The organism is Pseudomonas sp. S11P7 (assembly GCF_023195435.1).
GTDB lineage: Bacteria > Pseudomonadota > Gammaproteobacteria > Pseudomonadales > Pseudomonadaceae > Aquipseudomonas > Aquipseudomonas fluorescens_G.
Genome location: NZ_JALPKS020000002.1, coordinates 4235086 through 4253193 on the forward strand (window position 1 = coordinate 4235086; position 18108 = coordinate 4253193).

The 18108-nt window shown below is 58.7% G+C and carries 22 protein-coding genes and 1 pseudogene; 1 reads left to right on the top strand and 22 read right to left on the bottom strand.

Features of this window, described 5'->3' with window-relative positions:
* The 19 genes and pseudogenes from M0746_RS19525 to M0746_RS19615 all read right to left on the bottom strand — a co-directional run bounded on the left by M0746_RS19525 (position 1) and on the right by M0746_RS19615 (position 14630).
* A complete protein-coding gene (locus tag M0746_RS19525) occupies positions 1 to 213 on the bottom strand; it encodes a tail protein X (protein ID WP_258450295.1) in 213 nt (70 codons plus the stop codon).
* Positions 206 to 589, bottom strand: coding sequence for a phage tail protein (locus M0746_RS19530; RefSeq protein ID WP_258450296.1), 384 nt, complete (start codon positions 587 to 589; stop codon positions 206 to 208). The genes M0746_RS19525 and M0746_RS19530 overlap by 8 nt, the downstream gene beginning before the upstream one ends.
* Positions 586 to 2586, bottom strand: coding sequence for a phage tail tape measure protein (locus M0746_RS19535; protein ID WP_258450297.1), 2001 nt, complete (start codon positions 2584 to 2586; stop codon positions 586 to 588). Before M0746_RS19535 ends, M0746_RS19530 begins: the two co-directional genes overlap by 4 nt.
* Before the next feature lie 330 nt (positions 2587 to 2916).
* Positions 2917 to 3498, bottom strand: coding sequence for a phage tail assembly protein (locus tag M0746_RS19540; RefSeq protein ID WP_258450298.1), 582 nt, complete (start codon positions 3496 to 3498; stop codon positions 2917 to 2919).
* A 164-nt stretch (positions 3499 to 3662) separates the two neighbouring features.
* Positions 3663 to 4169: a phage major tail tube protein gene (locus M0746_RS19545; RefSeq protein ID WP_090282036.1), complete on the bottom strand. Its 507-nt coding sequence runs from the start codon at positions 4167 to 4169 to the stop codon at positions 3663 to 3665.
* Positions 4169 to 5335 (bottom strand): phage tail protein, encoded by a 1167-nt coding sequence (locus M0746_RS19550; protein WP_258450299.1) that lies wholly within the window; start codon positions 5333 to 5335, stop codon positions 4169 to 4171. Before M0746_RS19550 ends, M0746_RS19545 begins: the two co-directional genes overlap by 1 nt.
* Positions 5336 to 5337: 2 nt before the next feature.
* The gene (locus tag M0746_RS19555; RefSeq protein ID WP_208938516.1) at positions 5338 to 5523 is read right to left on the bottom strand and encodes a hypothetical protein; all 186 of its coding nucleotides are present in this window, start codon (positions 5521 to 5523) and stop codon (positions 5338 to 5340) included.
* 100 nt (positions 5524 to 5623) lie between these two features.
* Positions 5624 to 6172: a DUF4376 domain-containing protein gene (locus tag M0746_RS19560; RefSeq protein WP_258450301.1), complete on the bottom strand. Its 549-nt coding sequence runs from the start codon at positions 6170 to 6172 to the stop codon at positions 5624 to 5626.
* A 26-nt stretch (positions 6173 to 6198) separates the two neighbouring features.
* Positions 6199 to 8690, bottom strand: a pseudogene (locus tag M0746_RS19565) (phage tail-collar fiber domain-containing protein).
* Complete coding sequence (locus tag M0746_RS19570; RefSeq protein ID WP_258450302.1) at positions 8691 to 9326, bottom strand: phage tail protein I; 636 nt, start codon at positions 9324 to 9326, stop codon at positions 8691 to 8693.
* Positions 9323 to 10318: a baseplate J/gp47 family protein gene (locus M0746_RS19575; RefSeq protein WP_258450303.1), complete on the bottom strand. Its 996-nt coding sequence runs from the start codon at positions 10316 to 10318 to the stop codon at positions 9323 to 9325. The genes M0746_RS19570 and M0746_RS19575 overlap by 4 nt, the downstream gene beginning before the upstream one ends.
* A complete protein-coding gene (locus M0746_RS19580) occupies positions 10315 to 10647 on the bottom strand; it encodes a phage baseplate protein (protein ID WP_208938521.1) in 333 nt (110 codons plus the stop codon). Before M0746_RS19580 ends, M0746_RS19575 begins: the two co-directional genes overlap by 4 nt.
* 14 nt (positions 10648 to 10661) lie before the next feature.
* The gene (locus tag M0746_RS19585; RefSeq protein ID WP_208938522.1) at positions 10662 to 11270 is read right to left on the bottom strand and encodes a phage baseplate assembly protein V; all 609 of its coding nucleotides are present in this window, start codon (positions 11268 to 11270) and stop codon (positions 10662 to 10664) included.
* 3 nt (positions 11271 to 11273) lie between these two features.
* Positions 11274 to 11786 (bottom strand): hypothetical protein, encoded by a 513-nt coding sequence (locus M0746_RS19590; protein WP_258450304.1) that lies wholly within the window; start codon positions 11784 to 11786, stop codon positions 11274 to 11276.
* Between the two features lie 71 nt (positions 11787 to 11857).
* The gene (locus M0746_RS19595; protein ID WP_186550225.1) at positions 11858 to 12196 is read right to left on the bottom strand and encodes a phage holin family protein; all 339 of its coding nucleotides are present in this window, start codon (positions 12194 to 12196) and stop codon (positions 11858 to 11860) included.
* A 104-nt stretch (positions 12197 to 12300) separates the two neighbouring features.
* Positions 12301 to 12873: a DUF642 domain-containing protein gene (locus M0746_RS19600; RefSeq protein ID WP_258450305.1), complete on the bottom strand. Its 573-nt coding sequence runs from the start codon at positions 12871 to 12873 to the stop codon at positions 12301 to 12303.
* 100 nt (positions 12874 to 12973) lie between these two features.
* On the bottom strand, positions 12974 to 13246 hold the full coding sequence (locus M0746_RS19605) for a tail fiber assembly protein (protein WP_342454992.1): 273 nt from the start codon (positions 13244 to 13246) through the stop codon (positions 12974 to 12976).
* Entirely contained in the window at positions 13153 to 13377 is a 225-nt protein-coding gene (locus tag M0746_RS19610) for a hypothetical protein (protein ID WP_258450306.1), read from the bottom strand. Before M0746_RS19610 ends, M0746_RS19605 begins: the two co-directional genes overlap by 94 nt.
* Before the next feature lie 518 nt (positions 13378 to 13895).
* Complete coding sequence (locus M0746_RS19615) at positions 13896 to 14630, bottom strand: XRE family transcriptional regulator (RefSeq protein ID WP_258451504.1); 735 nt, start codon at positions 14628 to 14630, stop codon at positions 13896 to 13898.
* 420 nt (positions 14631 to 15050) lie between these two features.
* Here M0746_RS19615 and M0746_RS19620 point away from each other — a divergent pair, with 420 nt between their 5' ends.
* Positions 15051 to 15767: a hypothetical protein gene (locus M0746_RS19620; RefSeq protein WP_258450307.1), complete on the top strand. Its 717-nt coding sequence runs from the start codon at positions 15051 to 15053 to the stop codon at positions 15765 to 15767.
* 20 nt (positions 15768 to 15787) lie between these two features.
* On the opposite strand, the gene M0746_RS19625 is transcribed toward M0746_RS19620, so the two are convergent.
* From M0746_RS19625 to M0746_RS19635, 3 genes are read right to left on the bottom strand one after another with little or no spacing between them, the layout of a single operon-like run.
* A complete protein-coding gene (locus M0746_RS19625; protein WP_258450308.1) occupies positions 15788 to 16270 on the bottom strand; it encodes a lysis protein in 483 nt (160 codons plus the stop codon).
* The gene (locus M0746_RS19630; protein ID WP_258450309.1) at positions 16267 to 16800 is read right to left on the bottom strand and encodes a glycoside hydrolase family 19 protein; all 534 of its coding nucleotides are present in this window, start codon (positions 16798 to 16800) and stop codon (positions 16267 to 16269) included. Before M0746_RS19630 ends, M0746_RS19625 begins: the two co-directional genes overlap by 4 nt.
* A gap of 58 nt (positions 16801 to 16858) precedes the next feature.
* Complete coding sequence (locus M0746_RS19635) at positions 16859 to 18085, bottom strand: tail fiber domain-containing protein (RefSeq protein WP_258450310.1); 1227 nt, start codon at positions 18083 to 18085, stop codon at positions 16859 to 16861.
* Positions 18086 to 18108 lie beyond the last annotated feature (23 nt).

Here is an 18108-nt window from a genome sequence, read left to right on the forward strand (position 1 = left end):
TTAATCCCAGGCCGTGAGCGCTTTTATCGCCGCGGGTTTGCTGTCGAGTTCCGGCAGCACGACCCAGACACCTGCGGGCAGAACCGGGCCGTGTTCGGCCAGGCTCGGGTTGAGTTTCCACAGGGCTTCTTCGGCAGCGTCATCACTGCGTCCGGTTTCGCGGTAGAGCAGCAAATTCACCGAATCACCGGCCACGCTTCGTACCTTACGCATTGTTGAACTCCGCCAGTTCGATGACCCAGTCGACGACCATCGCCGTGCCGTCATCGATGATCTGGCTTTGGGTTTCTGAAATATTGCTGATTCGCCACAGGCCCCAGTTGCGCCCGATGCCATCGATCAGCGGCAACGGCGCACGCAGTGCCTGCAAGGCGCGCAACTCATCGAGCCGGTCCATGGCCACGGCGTACATCGATTTGCCGGTGATGGTCAGGGTTTCCGGCTTCTGGCCGGTCTGGCTGGATTTCGGTTTGCTGGTGAGAATCTGGATTTCCGTCCAGCCGCCATCGGACTTGCGCAACAGCGAGTGGTACGCAAATTGGCGCGACAGGCCGAAGATGAAACTGCCCAATGCCATTTGTTGTTTCATGTGGCGGCTCCATCGGTGAGGGCTGCGTCGCGACGAGTGGCGAGGGCGTTGTTGGTCATCAACGGGGTGATTTGCATGAATTGGTTTTGCAGATGCTGAGCGACCAACAGACCGATCTTGTCCGAGCTGCCGGGATCGCTGCAGTAAACCTGCACAGTCGGTGCATACGTCAGCGGCTGCGCTGCAGGCTGAGCAGTCGTCAGTTCTTTACTGACTTGTTCGGGCGCAGCGAGCTTGTCCGGTGTTGGCGCAACCAGTTTCTCTCCCAGCCAACTGCCTCCTTCCGAGCCGAGCCAACCACCGATGAGCCCACCAATGAGGCCGCCCACCACCATGCCCGGCGCCAACCCGATGCTGCCTATCGATGCACCCATGGCGGAACCGGCGGCCGCACCGGCCCAGCCACCGCCAGCGGCACCCAGGCCTGTCGCCATTTTGCGTTTGTCACCGCTGGCTACGCCTTCGACGACATCGGCGGCGCCGATTGCCGCCTTCACCGGCCAAGGCATCATCCGTGATACTGGCCGCATTTCAGCGGCCGCAACGCCCAGGCGCGGAGCACTGGGCCATGCCGCCGGTTCGAATATCTTCAACCCGTTGCTGGCGCTGGAAGCCCGATTGGCAATGACGGGGCCCGCCCCTTGAGTAAGCGAGTTCACAGCTGCACTCGCTGATCCAGCCGGTTTCCAGCGATCAGGAATACGGCTGGCGGCTTTATCGACGATGCCTTTGCCTAAGCGCTCTTTGAGTTGATCTGCAACCGATTCGAGGACAAAGTCGAACACTGGTTTGGCCCACTCAGCCGCCGTCAAAACGGCACCGGTGGTTTTCGGATAGGTTTCGGCCAGCTCACTCAACTTATCGGTCGAATGCGTATCGCCCGGTTTCTCGATGTCGGGCGCCAGTGCGTTGCCTTTGGCGACCGACAAGCGCTCCTCTCGCGCATTCTTGATGTTCAACTGTCCTTGTTGAGTATTGGAGAGCGCCAGCGCGGACGCTTTCACCGAGGAGTTATCGCCCGGGGCCGAGGTCGCATATTGACGTTTGTCCGCTATCTGGAAAAACGCTTCGTTGACCAGTCCCAGGTTCTGCGAGAGCGCGAGCGCGGCATTGCCGCTGTCGGCGAACAGCGTGCGGGCCAATGCCGTGCGTTGTTCGACAGGTTTGGCGTTCAGCGCAGCCAGCACCGTCAGCACAGCGCCTTGTTGTGTGCCTTGGTTATCGGTATCGCGCAAGGCTTGCGCAACAGCTTTGGGATCAAGCTTCAATTCTTGCCAGGCGGCCGCTTCAGCCGCGGAGGCCTGGTCGCCTTTAGCCAACGCATCGGAAATGTTTTTCAGCGCAGCGCCGGCATCTTCCTTTTTCGTGCCAGTGTTCAGCAGTGCTGCCGACAGCGCCGCTGCTTTTTCCGGTTGCAGGCCGGCGGCTACTGCTGACTCACCCGACTGTTGCAGGACTGCACCGATGTCGGCTGACTGGACATCCCCGGGCAGCTTGCCGAGGTGGTTGACCGCGTCTGCCAGATCAACGGCCTGGTCCCGCGTAAGCTTCATCGAGGTCCGCCAAACCTTCGCCATTTCGGCAACTTCCATTGCCGGAAGCTTGAACGCCGCCGCAGTGATCGCCACGTCGTTGGCAAAGGTCAGCAACTCGAGCTTTTTGTCTGAAGCATTGGCGTACTGGCTGCCAATTACTGCCTTGGCTGCCACGCTTGCGACATTGACCAGATCCACCCCGGTGGTGCCACCCGCCGCTACTAGCGGGGCGCTGGCCATGATCAGGCTGGACTGGGCGACGTCCTTGCCATCCTTGCGCGAGATTCCGGCGACGCTGCTGAGTGCGGCCGCCGCCGTATCCATTGCCAGCGCCGACTTGCGGGTTGCTGGAAGCTCAGCATTCGCTGAGGTTTTTTCCTCGGCTTTGTGCGCGCCGGATGAGTCACCCTTCGCTCCAGCACTGGGCGCCAGTGACAAAGAACGTAGCGCCGCGAGCGTCACGTTCAACGCGTCGATCGCCGTAGTGAGCAGACTGATCTTGCCGCTGGCCGTCAGTAACGCCTGATGCAGGCCGCCCGTCTGGTCTGTGGCGATAAGTGGTCCGGGCGCTGCTCCCAGCGTCGCTGCGCTCAGGCTGATATTGGCCAGCGCGAGGCGCTTGCTGTCGTCAGCATTCGTCAGCGCAAATTGATTCACTGCCATTGCCGCTCTACTCCTGTTTCACGCCAAGACGAGTGATCGCTATGTCGTAGCGGCGCAACGCCTTTTCGGCGTCCCATTCCAGAATCTCCGCTTCACTTACCGGGTAAATGAGCGGGACGATATCGAGGATTACTTCGATGTCGCGTTCCGAAAGTAGGCCGCCGGCTGGTTTAAAAAATCGTCGATGCGCACCTGCAATTGCGTCCAGTCCGGCACGCTCAGGTGGGCCAGATCGGGGATCATCAGGCCGGTGCAATGGGCGGTGATGAATTCGGCGCGTTCCTTGGCCGTTTTCAGTTTCTTCATCACTTTGGTGGCGCGCAGCGCGGGCATTTCCAGGCTCAGCGAGGTCACGGTGCGGCCGGTAATGGCAAGTGGTTGCAGCAGTTGCACTTGATCAGGGTCGTCAGACTTTTCGGCGTCTTCGACCTGTTCCAGAAAGAACGAGGCAGGGCGCGTCGACATCTCGTGAACGTACTGCGCAACGCTCACGTAATCCGGGCGCTTGAGCTGGTCGAGTTCCTTGACCGACAGGCCGGTGGCGAGCAGTGCCAGTTCAAAAAACTGGTCGTCTTCGTCATCGCCGGCGCGCTCCAGCGCTTCTTTTTGGGCGGCATAGAACAGCGGTTTGAGCTGCAGGGTTTCGATTTGCGAACCGTCGTCACCGGTGATCGGCGACAGCAGCTCATGTTGGGGTGGCATCCACGACATGTATGAATTCCTTGGTGATTCTTTGGGAATTATTGAAATCCCTTGTGGGAGCGGGCTTGCCCGCGATGAGGTCGGCACTTCCAACATTGAGTTGATTGACCCACCGCTATCGCGGGCAAGCCCGCTCCCACAGGTTTTGTGTGCGTGTGTGATGTGCTGCCGGGTTACGGCATCAGCACCGCACGCCGCGCATCACCGAGGATGTCGACGCCATTGAGCACGAACTTCTGGGTGCGCACGTCGATGTCGATCACCGGCACGCCGTTTTCCAGGCGGTTGTAGGTGCGGCAGGACAGCTCCAGATTGGTCTTGGGCTTTTCGCCCATTTTCACTGCGGTCTCCTCAAGGGATTTCAGCTGACCGCCCACGGTGTGGTAAGTGAACCAGGTGTTGCCGTCCTGATCCTGACCGGCTTCACGCACGTTCAGCAGGATGTCGTCGCCCAGCTTCACACCCAGTGCGAGCATGACTTCGGCGCCGAGGCCTTGCAGGGTCAGCTTGGCATTGAGCGCTTTACCGCCCTTGGCCATCTCCTCAACGATGAAGCGCCCGCCGCGCATTTCTTCCATGTCGAATTCGATTTTCGGCGGGGTGAATTCCTCTACGGTCGCCGACAGCGGCAAGCCTTGCAGAGTGGCCGCGATGGCCTGGCGATTACGGTTGGTAAACATTAGAGAACGTCCTCCAGGAACTGCTCGATGATTTCATCGCGGGCGTTGAGTTGATAAACCATGTGTTCGTTCGGCGCGTAGCGGCCGTAGTCGATGACCACGTACCAGGTGCCGTTCTTGTACTTCTCGACGCTGTTGAGTTCCGGGTGCAGATAGACGCTGCCGCCAGGAATGGTTTCGTCGGCAACCAGAGTCTGCAGCCAGTCGTTGATGCGTTTGACCTCCTGGTCCATGAACGACTTGGTGAGGTTCTTGGCCATGGCTTTCTGGCCGGCCTTGACCAGCTTGCGGCTGATCGCATCTTCGAGGCCGACGTAGCTGATGAACTTGCCAGTGATCGAGCGGTTGCCCAGCAGCGAGAAGCCGCCCAGCACAGTGCGAGCGTAATAGCTGACGCCGTAGCGGTTGAGCAGATCGCCTTCGGTGGAGGTGTCGAGGATGTTGTATTCGACGACGCGCGAGACGTCTTCGGCGAAGGTCACCTGATTGCCCGGGCTTTCCCACTGCTTGACCTTGGCCAGCGCGGCGATCGCCAGGCTGGACGGCGCGAGGAAGACGTTTTTCTTCGCCGCTTTCGAGTACACGGCAGGCATGTTGTGCACCACCAGGCAACGGTCGAAACCGAGTTCTGCACCGCCAAGTTCCTGGCTGTACAGCACCTGATCGGCCACCGAAACGTCCTTGCCGTCCAGCACCACACGGGCCTTGATGCGCTTGCCGAACGAGGCGAATTCACCGGCCACCGCTTTGCTGCCGGTGAAGCCCGGCGCACCGATGATGGTCAGGTCTTCCGGGACACTGCCCAGCGCAGCCAGACCGAGCTTGCGGCCAGTGGCCGGCTCGACACCGCCGATCACCGCGTTAACCGTATCGGCCAGGGTCGCGCCCGCTTCGACGATCACCACGTAGACCGGCACCTTGACCACTTTGAGGATCTGGTAGACCGCGTGGTACAGCGTGCCCTCTTCCGCACCGCTCGGATCGAGCAGCGCATGGGTGGTGAAACTGTTGATGCGAAACGGTGCGTTCCGCGGAATCAGCGGATCGGCGTTCGGCGCGGTGCCGACCAGACCGATGACGTTGTCACCCAGGCCACCCATGGCCTCGGGGGATTCGGTGGCATTGACGGTAATGCCGTTGTGCTCGAAGTTCAAAACCTCAGCCATGTTCAGTCAGCCTTCTTGGCAGCGGCCTTTTTGGCCTGGGTGGAAGATGTTTTCAGTTGCAGACGCCCGGCGCTGTGCAAGGCACTGGCCTCGACGTCGAGCAGATCCAGCTCTTGACCGACGCTCGACCAGTGCCCACGACCTGTGGGGAACGGGACGAGCACGGTGTAGGTTTGGCGGTTTGCCATTTTTCGTTTCTCCATAAACGGGAAAGCCCCTCGGGGAGGGGCTTTGGCGGGTTTTGAATGTTTTAACGCGGATAAGAAAAAGCCCCTGACTCAGGGGCGTTTATTGAAGCGCGTCGACTGACTCGGTTGCGGAAGTGTCGGGCCAGCCTTCCTCGAGCATTTCGTCTGTGTAAGTACCGGACTCAAGCGCATTCAACAGTTCCAGCTCCCGGTCAAAACAGGCTTGGACGTGAGCACGGACAGCTTTGGCAATAGCCAGAATTTGCGTTGCGTTGATATGGACGAATCCATCCAGCGTTTTGAAGTTACAGCGGTACTCGGGGTCGAGAATCGCTGACAGTCCGGTACTGGCGATGAGTGCCTGGCTGTCACGGGTTGTTTCTACCTTCATCCCCTCTACAGCGACACCGCGCTTTTCATGCAGGAACCGCGTTGCCGCGATGAGGTCGGGATAGTTCGGCTGCGCTATTGCAAACGGTACTTTTACGACCTGCCCATCTACCAGTCTCCACTCACCCGATTGATCGGTTCTGGTCGCGAGAAAAACTTCATCGCTCAATTCGACCGCTTGTTCAGGAATGACTGAGTGAAGGGCCGTGTCATAGCGTCCCGTCAATTCACCGGTCTCACTAAATGTTGCGAACTTCATGGTTAACCCTCGACTGTTTCTCTGCCTTAACGGCCGATCGCCAGATAATAAAATTGTGCCGGGGTGGGTCCAATATTGCGGATGGTCACGTTGGCCTTGCTTTGAGCCCGAACCTGACCGATATAGGTCGAACCCGTCGGTGCATCCACTGCGGCATTGGGATACGTTGTAAACACTGCTGGCACATACAACGGGAACGCTACGGGAAAAGCCTGAAGGTAATTCGCACCGGATGCTATGGCGTTCGTCATCCCCCACTGAATGATCAAACCTCCAAGCCAAGTGGGAAATACCACGTAGCTACTCCCCAGATTTTCAGTAATGCCAATTGAAAATCCCCAGCGCATTTTTTTGGGAGTGACGATGGCTTTGTCATCAGTGCCCGCCTCTGTCTGGGCTTGGGTGGCGATTTTCGCCGTGCCTTGATTGAGTTCAGTCGCTTGCTGGGCCATTACAGCCAACGCAGCTATATCGATGTTTCCCTGATTGATCGGCGCGTTCCAGGCTTTGATACACCACATGACGGCTAAGTTACGCGGGCGTGTCGCACCAAAAGCTGTCTGGTCATTGTTTGATACGGGGGCATTTGTGTTTGGGGTGGAGACTGTATATTCGGCTCCCGGGTAATCCGAAGCACTGACAGTGTCGTATCCCATATTAGACAGGGCAGTGACTGGTGACGTGACAGAGTTCCTGTCTGAAACATTCGCTACCGAAGTGCCGGTGTCGAAAATGTGTTCAGACCCCTTCTGCCAAGTGCCAACTGCCCGACCAGCATCGACTCCACGACCGTGATCCCAGCCACGAAGAAACTCACCGCGCGACTCAGGAAGCCGGAAGTTACCTGCGCCCTCATCGCCCTTGTTGTAAGTGGTGCCGAGGAAAGCCGCCAGATCCGGATAAGTCGCGGTACTCTGCACACTGCCATCCAGTTCCAGAAATCCAGGTGGGACGATGCCTGTAGGAAAGGCCATCACAGCGCCGACCGGCACGGCGGATCCAAGCCGAGAAACTTCCTTGACCAATGCTGCTACGTCGATGTTTCCCTGATTAACCGGGGCGTTCCAGGCTTTGATGCACCACATGACAGCGATGTTGCGGGGGCGGGTTTCAGTGGCAGAGCCGTAGTTGTAAGTCCTGACGCTTCCGATGGACAGCTCAGCGTTGTCGCCTCCGAACGTAGAACGTAGCGCCCAGTCCGCGGCGGTATCCTTTAACACTACGGACGGTATTTCACCATTAGGATCAACCGCTTGCCCACCGCCGGAACCTGTCGGAAGGTAATGGCTGTGTGCCTTTAAGTTATCGGTTTGCGTGCTGCCAAGAGTGCGGCCAGCGTCCACCCCCGCCCATGATCCCAACCCCGCAAGAACTCGCCACGCGCTTCAGGCAGCCGGAAATTACCAACCCCTTCATCACCCTTGTTGAACTTGCCGCCCAAATAAGCGCTCAAGTCCGGATAAGTCGCGCTGCTCTTGACGCTGTTATCCAGCTCCAGAAACCCCGGTGGTGGCGCATCAACCGGGAACGCCACAATCGACCCCACCGGCAACGCCGAGGCCTTGGCAATCAGCGCTTCAACTTCAGCCTTGGTGTACGAATCCTTGATACCAAAACCGGCCAGCGTTTCAGGATTGGCACCAGCCGTTGCGCGACCATATTCATCGACGGTGAGACTTTTATAAGTCCCGGCAGCAATCCCGGTTCGTCCGGCGAGCATCTTGAAGGTCAGCGCCGTGGTGCCGAGGGTGATCGGCGCGTTGGTGGTCAGGTGCCACAGCGAATCACCGTTCGCCGTGCCCTCCTCGACCATCACCGTCAGGCCCGGCGTGACTTTGGCGCTGCTGTTGGCATCAGTCGCGCGCTGCCAGTCGTTGTTGGCAACAATCCACAGGCCGTTATCCTTGGCCAGGGTCTGGCTCGGCAGCAACACACGGTCGCCAGCGATCACCGCCACACCATCAATCTGTTGAGCGCCGTTCAACACGACATTGCCAGTGGCCGCGACCCGCACCGATTGTTTGCCATCGAGCTTGCCGAGTTCTTCGGCCAGATAACTCATGACCCAGGCACGCGTGGCCTTGACCACCGTGTCATCAATCAACAAGGTCACCAAGGACGCATTGCTCGTCTCGAAAATCGAGCGAATGTAGAACTCCTTACCCGAGCCCGACGTCGCCAGCACCGGTTTGAACGACTCCGGATATTTTACGATGGCGTAGAGAATGCCGGTGTCGGTCCACAACCCCGCTTCGCGCACATACCAGCCGCCGACATCCGGCGGAATGGTCACTTCGGCGAGCAGCCAGCTCGGGTTTTTCTCGTCCTGGAACAGCGCATTGAGCGGTCCGCGCCAGACTTCGCGTTTCAGCGCGGTGGCGGTCGCGGCCGGGTTGTAGACCGCGCCGTTGCCGTCGCCGACCGAAATCTGCGTCAGCTTGATCGGCACACCCGCGGCCTTGCACGCCGTTTCGTAGGCAATCCCTGCGTTGGTGAGCAGGGTGTAATAGTCAGCCATTCAGGCCCCCTGAGGATAAATAGTGGATGTTTCGACGGTGTACAAAGCGGCGGCCATGAACGCCTCGCCAGAGGTTTCCAGGCCTTCGATGAACACCGGGTAAACCGTGGTCAGCTCGCCGCAGAACGTCGCGGCGCCGATGACGTGATTGCCGAACGCGCTCAAACCCACCGACACCGAGAGAATGTCCCGCTCGCTTTTGGCATCGGCCAGACGTCGGTCGAGACGGGCATCGATGGCTTCGCTGTAGGGCTGTTCCGTGAAGGCGCGCACTGAAAAGCTGTATGGCGCGCCGGGCGGTGTCTGTTCGTACCAGGCGCGGATTTCCGGGCGCAGCTGCAAACCCTTGGCGGCGTTTTCCAGCGCTTTGCGAGTGCCGGCCTGGCGCGCGGTGGGCCAAGCCAGTTCGACGGTCAGGCGTTTTTCCGCTTGCGGCGCATCGCTGCTCCACTCGGCGACGCCGCGATCGGCCGCCAGATACGGCAGGAAAGCCACCGGGGTCACGCGGGGGTTCATCAACTCGGGGAACGGCGGCGCAATGCGATCGAGCAAGGCGCCGAAGCCCAGATCGAGCCCGCGCTCCAGTGCCGAGCTGTTGGCCGGCAGCAGCGTCGGGCGTTGTATTTGTTCACTCATAAGGTCAGCACCTCGACTTCGACCGCCGTGCAATACGGCGCCTGAAACGCGGTGGTCACGATCGGCACTAGCGGCTCGAGAATCTGCAGTTGCACGGCACCGGCGCTGTGCAGCGTGTAGTCGATCCAGCTCGGATCGACCCGGCCTTCGAGGCGATGACAACTGTCGGCGTAAGCCTGCAATTGTTGTTCGGCCGCCACTTTGGTCAGGCCCGAATCAGGGCCGGAATTGATCCTCGCAACGACGCGTATCTTGTAGCGCTGAATGTCGGCGCCCTTGACGGTGACGAGGTCGGTTTCCGGTCGAACATCCGGCCGCGCAAAATGCGCGCGCACGCCGTCGAGCAAGTCTGCGGACGGGGTACCATCGCCCTCTCGTGCAAGCACCGTGACCTGGACTTCGCCCGGCGCGGTGCGGCGACCGTTGCCATCCTTGACTTGTGCAGCGAGGCCGTCCGGGTTGAACGTGTACGTGACATTCACCACGCCGGCATCGCTGGATTCGACGCTCACTTTTGGCCGCTCGCCGAGGGTGAACACCTCGCGCCGATACTGCATGCGCGAGCCCGCCGCCGGAGCGTGGGGTGCCAGGTAATAGCGCAGACGGGCATCCTCGTCGCTTTCATAAAGCGCCGGCACCGGTGGGAATGCCGCCGGGTCGCCGGGATCGAGCAACTGCCGTTCAAGGCCCATGTCCGCCAGCCGCGCATCGAGATTGCTGCCGGTCGCCCACCACGCCAGCATCTGCTTGATACGGGCGTTGTATTTGCGTTCGTGGGTTTGCAACCGTACGCAAAATGCTTCGAGGGCAAGGGTCAGCAGCTCGCTTTCGTTCTCCAGGCTGGTCTTGAGTTTTATCGCGCTGCCCGGCGAGCGCGCCGAGACGTACTCGACGACGAAGGCCTTGAACTCGGCGAGCAGGTCCTCGAAGGCGTCGACCTTGATCAACGCCGGTTCAGCCAATTGGTTCTGGCCGGGAATCAACATGCTCATGTCACGACCTCGAAGGTTTGTTGGCGGTTTTTCCAGGTGCCGGCGAAACGCAGGAGCAGACCGGCGCCCTGACGGCTGGCGACGATCACTTGCGGTTGAAAATCGCCGATGCCGTTCTGCACGTTGTAGAACGCTTGCGCCGCGTGACTCTGCGCCAGCAGCAGCACGTCGTCGCCGAGGTTCTGCCCGAGCAGCGTGGGGATCAGCGAACCGTACAAGGGCCGTTTTTGCCGGGTGCCCAGCGGTGTGGTCAGGGCTCGGGTCGCGCGCTGCACAAACTGCAGCCAGTCGTCGACCGTGGCCCCGCTGTCTCTATCGATTCCGATCATGGAAGGCTCTTGAATCAGGGGCTGATGACGCGGCCCTGGTGGTCGACCAACGGGCCGCTGAAATGCACGCCCGAGGCGTCGATGCTCAGGCCGACGGCGCCCAGTTGCAGGCTGATCAGTTGTGGCGTCAGCGCCAGTCGCGCCGCGCCGATGCTCAGCTCAAGTGACTCGCGAGAACCGCTGAACGCGGCCGGGCCGTTTTGCCAGTGCAAGGTGTGAGTGGCGTCGTCATAACCGCTTTCGCTGCCGTCCTGGTGCACCCGACGGGTCAGCGTCGGCACCGTGGCGGTGGGTGGAAAGCGGTCGCTGTTCAAGCCAAACAATGCCACGCTCTGCGCACCGCTTTCGCCGCCGCCGTAGTTGAACAGGAGGCATTGCTCGCCCACCGACGGAATCCGCGATTCGCTCTGCGCACCCGCGCTGGGGTTGAAGAACTTGATCGCCGGGGTGAGCAAACCGCCGTGGCTGACCGTGCAGGTATTGCTGGCGGCATCGACGCTCTGACACAGGCCGATCCGACAGAAACTCTCGGCGCGGCGGTGCAGGTCGTCGATGTCTGCTTCCATTTCTGCCAGGCGCTCGATGATCGGGCCCAGTTGCATGCGCAGTAGTGCATCGAACATCGCTCAGGCCTCCAGCGCGGTGTATTGGTCGGGGTCGTCAATGTTGCTGACCTCCCAGGTCCGGGCGAATTTCGGAATGCCCAGCGGGTCGTCTAGCAGGGTCGGGCCCAGATAAAGGGTCTGCTCGAATGTCAGCGTCCAGGCCTTGTATTGCTGGCCGAACATCGACGGCAAGCCGTCGATGTTCATCGGCAGATCACACTGATCGCCGGGCAGGCCCCAGCGATTGTCGGTGATCAGATTTTTCAGCACGGCGATCAGATCGCAGGCAGCGAAGGCACTGGCTGCAAGCGCCGGGATGACTTGCAGCGACAGCGTCAGCACATGGGCGATACGCCCATCAGCAGCGCGAACGCCCGGTGCATTGCGGTCAAAATCGATCAACACCCAGGCCTGTTCGCCAGGTGCGCCGAAATCTTCCTGATGGCCGACCTGTACGTTGAGTCCGGCGCTGTTGCGCAAGGTTGTTGCCATCGCCGTGTATAGCTGCGAAGGCTGCTGGATCGGGGTGGGCATGCATGACCTCCTTTTCGAATGTCCACGCGAAAACCCGCCGCACGGCGTGCAGCGAGTCAAAAAGTGGGGGGTTACTGTGAATCGCGCGGTGGCACTTCGCAGACGCCGATGCGCTTGGCGGCCCAGCGTTCATAAAGACCGATGGCGACGTCGGCGCCGGCCATGGCGGTCAGGCAGCCGAATGCGCCAGCGGCCCAGATCGACAGCCCTGCGGCATACAACAGCATGATCGCCGACACGCCGCAGATCATGCAGGCGCCGGAGCGCAAGGCCAGGCGCCGCAGCAATGACCAGCCGCGGGCGCCCTCCTTGTCCGCGCGCCACATTTCGCCGGACACCCCGCCGACAACGGCCAGGAGGATGACCAGCCAGATTGGCATGTCCGCCAACGCTTGTTGCTCGTTTGTCATGTCACGCCTCCTGAACTTGTTGATGTAAGCAGGATGGGAGGCGACAACGCACAGGTCTCACCATCATGTTTCGAGAGATCACCGAAACGCCCGTTGCTCGAAGCTCAAAGCCTTTCGACAGTGACATTGTCGATAAAGGCGTAGTTGGCATACGGGTTTTGCTCATTGGAAAATGCCAGTGTGGTCTGCGCGGTAGTTGCAGTGAAATCGTAGGTGATGGTGGCCCACTCAACGGCAACACCTTTCGCTGTCGGCGTATTGAAGGTCGCTGTTTGACCGGCCACTTTTACCTGAACGACACCATCCCCGGCACGACTGGCAAACCGAGAGTTGCCCGCGCTGAAGGTCAAGCGATATTTTGCGCCTGCGGTGGTTGCAAAGTTCTGCTGGATACCGCCTCCATTGCCGTAAACGTAGTTGGCGAGGTCAACGATCATTACGCCATCAGCCGCAACAGAGCCACCGATTGCATTGGGCATATTGAAGTATTCAGCGCCAGACAAAAACGTCGTCCAGCCGGTGATGGCGTTGGCTTTTGCCGGTGTGTCCAGAATGCAGCCGGCACCGCAGCTTGACTGTTCGAAACTGCCGTTCACAAGCAGATTGTCTGCCAGTGCGTTGGCACTGCCGAGCAGTGCAAAGGTAGCGAGAATCGCAGCGATTTTCTTGTTCAACATTTGTTTTTCATCCGTGAGATCTGGAAAAGTGTTTTATGTCATCTGGCTCAGGGAGCCAGGCTGAGCAATGGGTCTGCTTTTTCACGGCAGACTGGTTGCGTCAGTAAGGAGCAACCGGCCACATGATGTTTGTCGGGTAGCCCGACTGCTTATCGATGTCGCTGAGCGCAATGCAGTACTGCTTGTGAGCCAGCAATCGGGCTTGTTCTTCTGCGCTGGCCACGGCCAGATCAACCTTGAATTGCAATGAGTTCATCAACAGCCAATTGGCGGCGACATTCAGAAGTTGCCATTTTTGTTGTTCGGCGTCGTTTCGCAGCTCTTCATCGGTGGGTGCCGAGAAGGTCCAGATGCCGTTGAACGTCGCCCCCAGCCCACCCGTATATCCGTGCTGCCGGTTACATCAACCCAGGTGGAGGTTGGCGAAGCAGGCGCTTCGGGGATGGCTTCACTTTCTTTTAGCTGGACGACTCTGTTGTATTCAACCAATGCATAGAGACTCATGGGTATTCCTCGTTCTGTGTTTTTTTCAATAGGGGTGTCGCGTTTGATTCGGCAGGCATTCCCAAAAAGCCCGGCGCTTGCACGCCAGGCTTTTCAGTAATGCGCTCCTTCGCCTTCCTTCAAATCCTGTGTTCATGAAGGAAGTTGACTTTTCGGCGCTACTGGCGCGGTACGAGTCCATTCAAATTGTTTCTCCGACCGCGGTCCCTGCCCGCCGGATAACTGCTTCTGGTGCTTTACGCTGCACACCCGGGTCAGTTGCCAACCCTCTGAACCGTTGAGGCCGGTTCATCGCTGCCTGTTCTTGTGGAACTAAAGAGCTTGTCTTGCCAGCCGCTTTGTCGAGCGGCTTGGTGGCAAGAATATGCATAGATGCATATACAGTCAATGCGCAAATGCATTTATTTATGCATTAAATTTGCGCATACGCATGAAACCCAAGCGGGCCGAGGGGTGGGGAGATTTCTGCAGGCGAAAAAAACCTGCCGAGCGGCAGGTTTCAGTTGAACCTAAAGGGCTTAGCGGGCGTACATGCCCCACCAGAAGACATGGCCAAGGATGACGATCTGCTCTTCCTGGATTTCCTGGAAGCTGTAGTCCTCATCCGGGTGCTCATCGCGATTGAAGCTGCGCAGACGAATGCCGGTGGGCAGGCGATAAAGTTGTTTCACGCGCAACTGGCCGTTGTGATTGATCGCATACAGGTCGCCATCAATGATGTCGCCGATACCGCACTTGCCGGCGTTGACGCCGACAGTCGCACCATCACGCAGCACCGGCAACATGCTGTTGCCGCGTACTGTCACGCATTTGGCCTGGTCGAACTGCACACCGTTATGGCGCAGGCTGCGCTTGCCGAAGCGCAGGCTAGAGCGTTCGCTCTCTTCGATGACGAATCTTCCTGATCCAGCAGCCAATTCAACCTCACGAAGAAAGGGCACCGACACCTCGTCATCATCGACGGGGGTGTCGTCGTCCCACAGGCTTATGTCCTTGAGTTCCGCATGCACGCCATCACGCCCGGCGCTGGCCGTCGCTGCGACGTCCGCGCGCCCGCGCAGCTGATCGGTGCTCACGGCGAAGTATTCGGCGATCTTCGAAATATGTTTATCCGAAGGGTCGACGATCTTCCCGCTGAGAATCCGCGAGAGAGTGGATTGAGGCACGCCGGTGCGACGGTGGAGCTCCGTGGGGGAGATCCCGTGCTGATCGAGCAGTGCTCTTAAGACGGAGGCTACGTTGCGTTTTTGCATAACGCGCATAGTGCTTGAAGTTTTTTGCGAAGACAAATGCTGTTTTGCATAAATCATGCATAAAGCAACATTTCGATGAACAAACCCGCCAATCGACCGCGATGCCTGCGTCCGATTGAGCGCCCATGGTAACCTTGCGTCCATCGCGGAAACGCCCGGCCGACGCCGCGCTTTTGCCCTACACCTTTTAACGAGTTGCCCGACAATCCGATGAATAAAGCCGTCTCCGACCTGTCCTCCCACACTCCGATGATGCAGCAGTATGGGCTGGAGTAGTGCATAGACCCCGTACTCCGTGGCTTTCAGCATTCCTCTGTCTAAAACTCTTCTGTCATTTGAGTTGATTTTTCCCTAGTAAAACCGGGATGGAGTGAGCTAGTTTTAGACAGCTTAAGCCACTCAATCCATCTCGGAAATTTTATGGAAAATGGAAACCCGGCAGCGCGCCTCCTTGATGTTTTAATCGAGGCTCAAGGTCTCAGCAGGACGATCACCGCTCGGCAAGCTTGGAGCAAAATACTTGATTCCGGGACCAGCATGGCCTTGATGCATGAGCGGCTAGCAAAGGTGATGAACTTGTCCGAAGAGGCATTCCTGCTGGTTAATGAGCTCTTCCCTAGGCAAGCGAGAGCATCGCAGACGTGGAAGACGGCTCTTGATACAGGCTTCCTCCATCAGGAAATGAACGGACAATTTGAGACTTTCATTGCGCATCTCAGCCCTACGGCAATCGATCATTTGACGTCGGCTGCGGACCTCCTTGAATTCAAAACTCCGAACAAGTTAGCCGACACACAGATTCAAAACTTCATCAAGACTCTTAATGAGTTGATAGAGGAAGTTTTATCTGGGGAGCTGGAACAAAAAGTAAGGGAGTACCTCGCTAGATCCCTCAGAAAAGTCATCATCGCACTGGAAGAGTACCGTCTCGGTGGGGAAATACCGATAACTTCATCTATTGATGCGCTGCTTGGTCATAGTGCTTTTGATAGCGAATATAGGTCAGCCATCAGCGAAACCACTATCGGCTCAAAAATACTCAATGTTTTAGGCGGAATTTCCGACGCAGTCACGGTGGCAACTCCAGTGGTGCCACTGCTTTTGACTGAGTCGTTTAAGAACATGATAGTTGGCTAGTTCTGGCTCAACTCCTTGATCTAAGCCTGGCACGCCTGCAGCGCGATCAGTCCACGGTCGCCGGTGTCGGTGATGGCGATAATTCGTTGAGCATGCGTTGGGTCAAGTCGGGCTCGTACGGCTGCATGATCCACGCCGCCGGCGCCGGTGGCTTTTGGCATGTCACAGCCACTGGCTGAATCCGCATCGATGAGGACTGACAGCCGCAGATCAGCAGTGGCAAGGCGATCGCGCAGGCGATCCTGGTCACGTTGGGCATCGCTCAATTTCCTGTAATGGGTTTGCTCACTGGCCGCCAGCTTCTGCTCGAGCGCCAGCCGCTTGTCATGCTCGGCCTTCTGCGCCTCGGCGCCGGCCGTGACAAGTTGGTTCAACGTCTCCCGGTGCAGTCTGGCCTGCTCGGCGAGCTGCCGGCCGTAGCGCCAGTCCTGAAACTGCCAGGCGCTGCCGAAGCCGGCGAGCACCAGAGCCAGCACGCCGATCAACCGCCACGGCACGGTCACGCCAGCACCTCGCGTGCCTTCTTCCACAGCGCCAGCCGATCAGCCAAACCATTCAACCCACCGTTGATACGCCGAGTGATGGTGTTGAACTCGTCCCGATCGGCCAAATCGTTCAGTCCCTTCTGCTTCCAGAACCACGCCGCCGACATCGCGGCATGCTGCGGCAGCTCGAGCAGCTCAGGGTGATTGATCAGGTCCAGGCCCAACGCCTCTCCGCACTTGGCATAGTTCGCCCGCCCGGTGATCTGGACCAGCCCCCGACCGCAATACTTCCGACCATCGCCCAGCACGGTATTGCCCAGGTCTTCACGCCCCTCGTACCCACGCTGGGCAACGGTCGGCCCCCAGATCTCGCGGACGTAGCGCAGCTGGCCAGACTCATGACCGACCTGCGCAATGAACGCGGCCGCGCGCTTCGGCCCGACGATCTGGTAATGCTGCATCGCGGTGTTTAGTGCGGAAACAAAAACGCCCGCTTGAGTGCGGGCGTTCGGCAGGATCTGCAGCAACTGCTGCTGGGTGATCGGCATGGCTTTCTCCAGGCAAAAAAATACCCGCTCGATGGCGGGCTCTGCGACTCAGCTTGCTTTATTGCGCGTTCGACTTCAGGACTTCGATTTCGGCCTTCAGGGTTTTTATCGCGGACACCAAATACGGAATCAGCCCCGTGTAATTGACTCGCCAGATATCCTGCTCATTTTCCGGGTCTGCGGGAGTAACCAGCAATGGCGTGACCTCAAAAAGCTCTTGGGCAATTACACCTACTTCATGGTGCGGATAGTCCTCCGAGTCGAGAAAGTCCCGACGGTCGAACTCGACAGGGCGAATCCGCATGATCCGTTCAAGGCCATCGACAATGTCGACATCGTTCTTTTTCAGCCTCCGGTCAGAACCCTGCGAAACCGCACCCGGCACGTTCAAATTACCCGAGTACGTGTAGTACATCGTCGGGCCGCCGACGGTGTTGTTGATGTTTACGGATCGCCACGTAAACCCGCCATTACCTCCCCCTTGGTTGCATATAAAGTCGGCCGTACCGGAAGCCCCCACGATTCCGGTATTCCACATGAGCCATAACCCTTGGGCATTAGCGTTGTTCGAACCGTTGATTTTCGCCGAATTCAAACCGGTGATATTTATGATGTCGGAATTGTTTCCGGCTGATGCAGCCCCGATATTTGAACGAGCTCCTGCAGCAGTGTTAGCGCCAGTACCACCCTGCCCAATAGAAAGTGCAGTCGTTAGACCCGAAAGCGATGTGATGTCGCTGTTGGCTCCCTTCAATGCACGGCCGGTGATTTGCGCCTGGAGCTTGCCCATCGCCGCCAGAACAGTGTCTGTCGAAGCAATGACCGCCGAGGTTGCAGTGGTCAGGCCGGTCAGCACCGACTGCAGTACTCTGGCCCCGGTGAAATATTTGTTCGTTGCGCCTTCTGGTACCACATCCGAATTCAGCGTTTCCGACCCCGTGCCACCTTTGGCAACCGGCAAGATGTCGTAATTGCCGGTGGTACCGAGCAAGGCCAGCTTTTCGCCGTAGTCGTTGAGAATGGCGCGCACCTGGTCGGATAGATCCTTCTGGTAGCCCTGCACCGGCATGATCGAGTAGAAGCCACCGGTAGCTGTAGGACCTTCGTAGTCAGGCGCGATCGACAACGCGGTGTTGCTGGCGATATTGGTCACCTCGTACCAGCGCCCGTCCGGGCCGCGAAATCCGTCGCCGACACGGCTGTTGGCAATAAATGCCGTGCCTGCGCCGATCACTGCATTGGAATTTTGGGTGACAGAGACCGTTCCCGTCTTGTACCAGGGCATTGTGTATCTCCAGAAATAAAAGG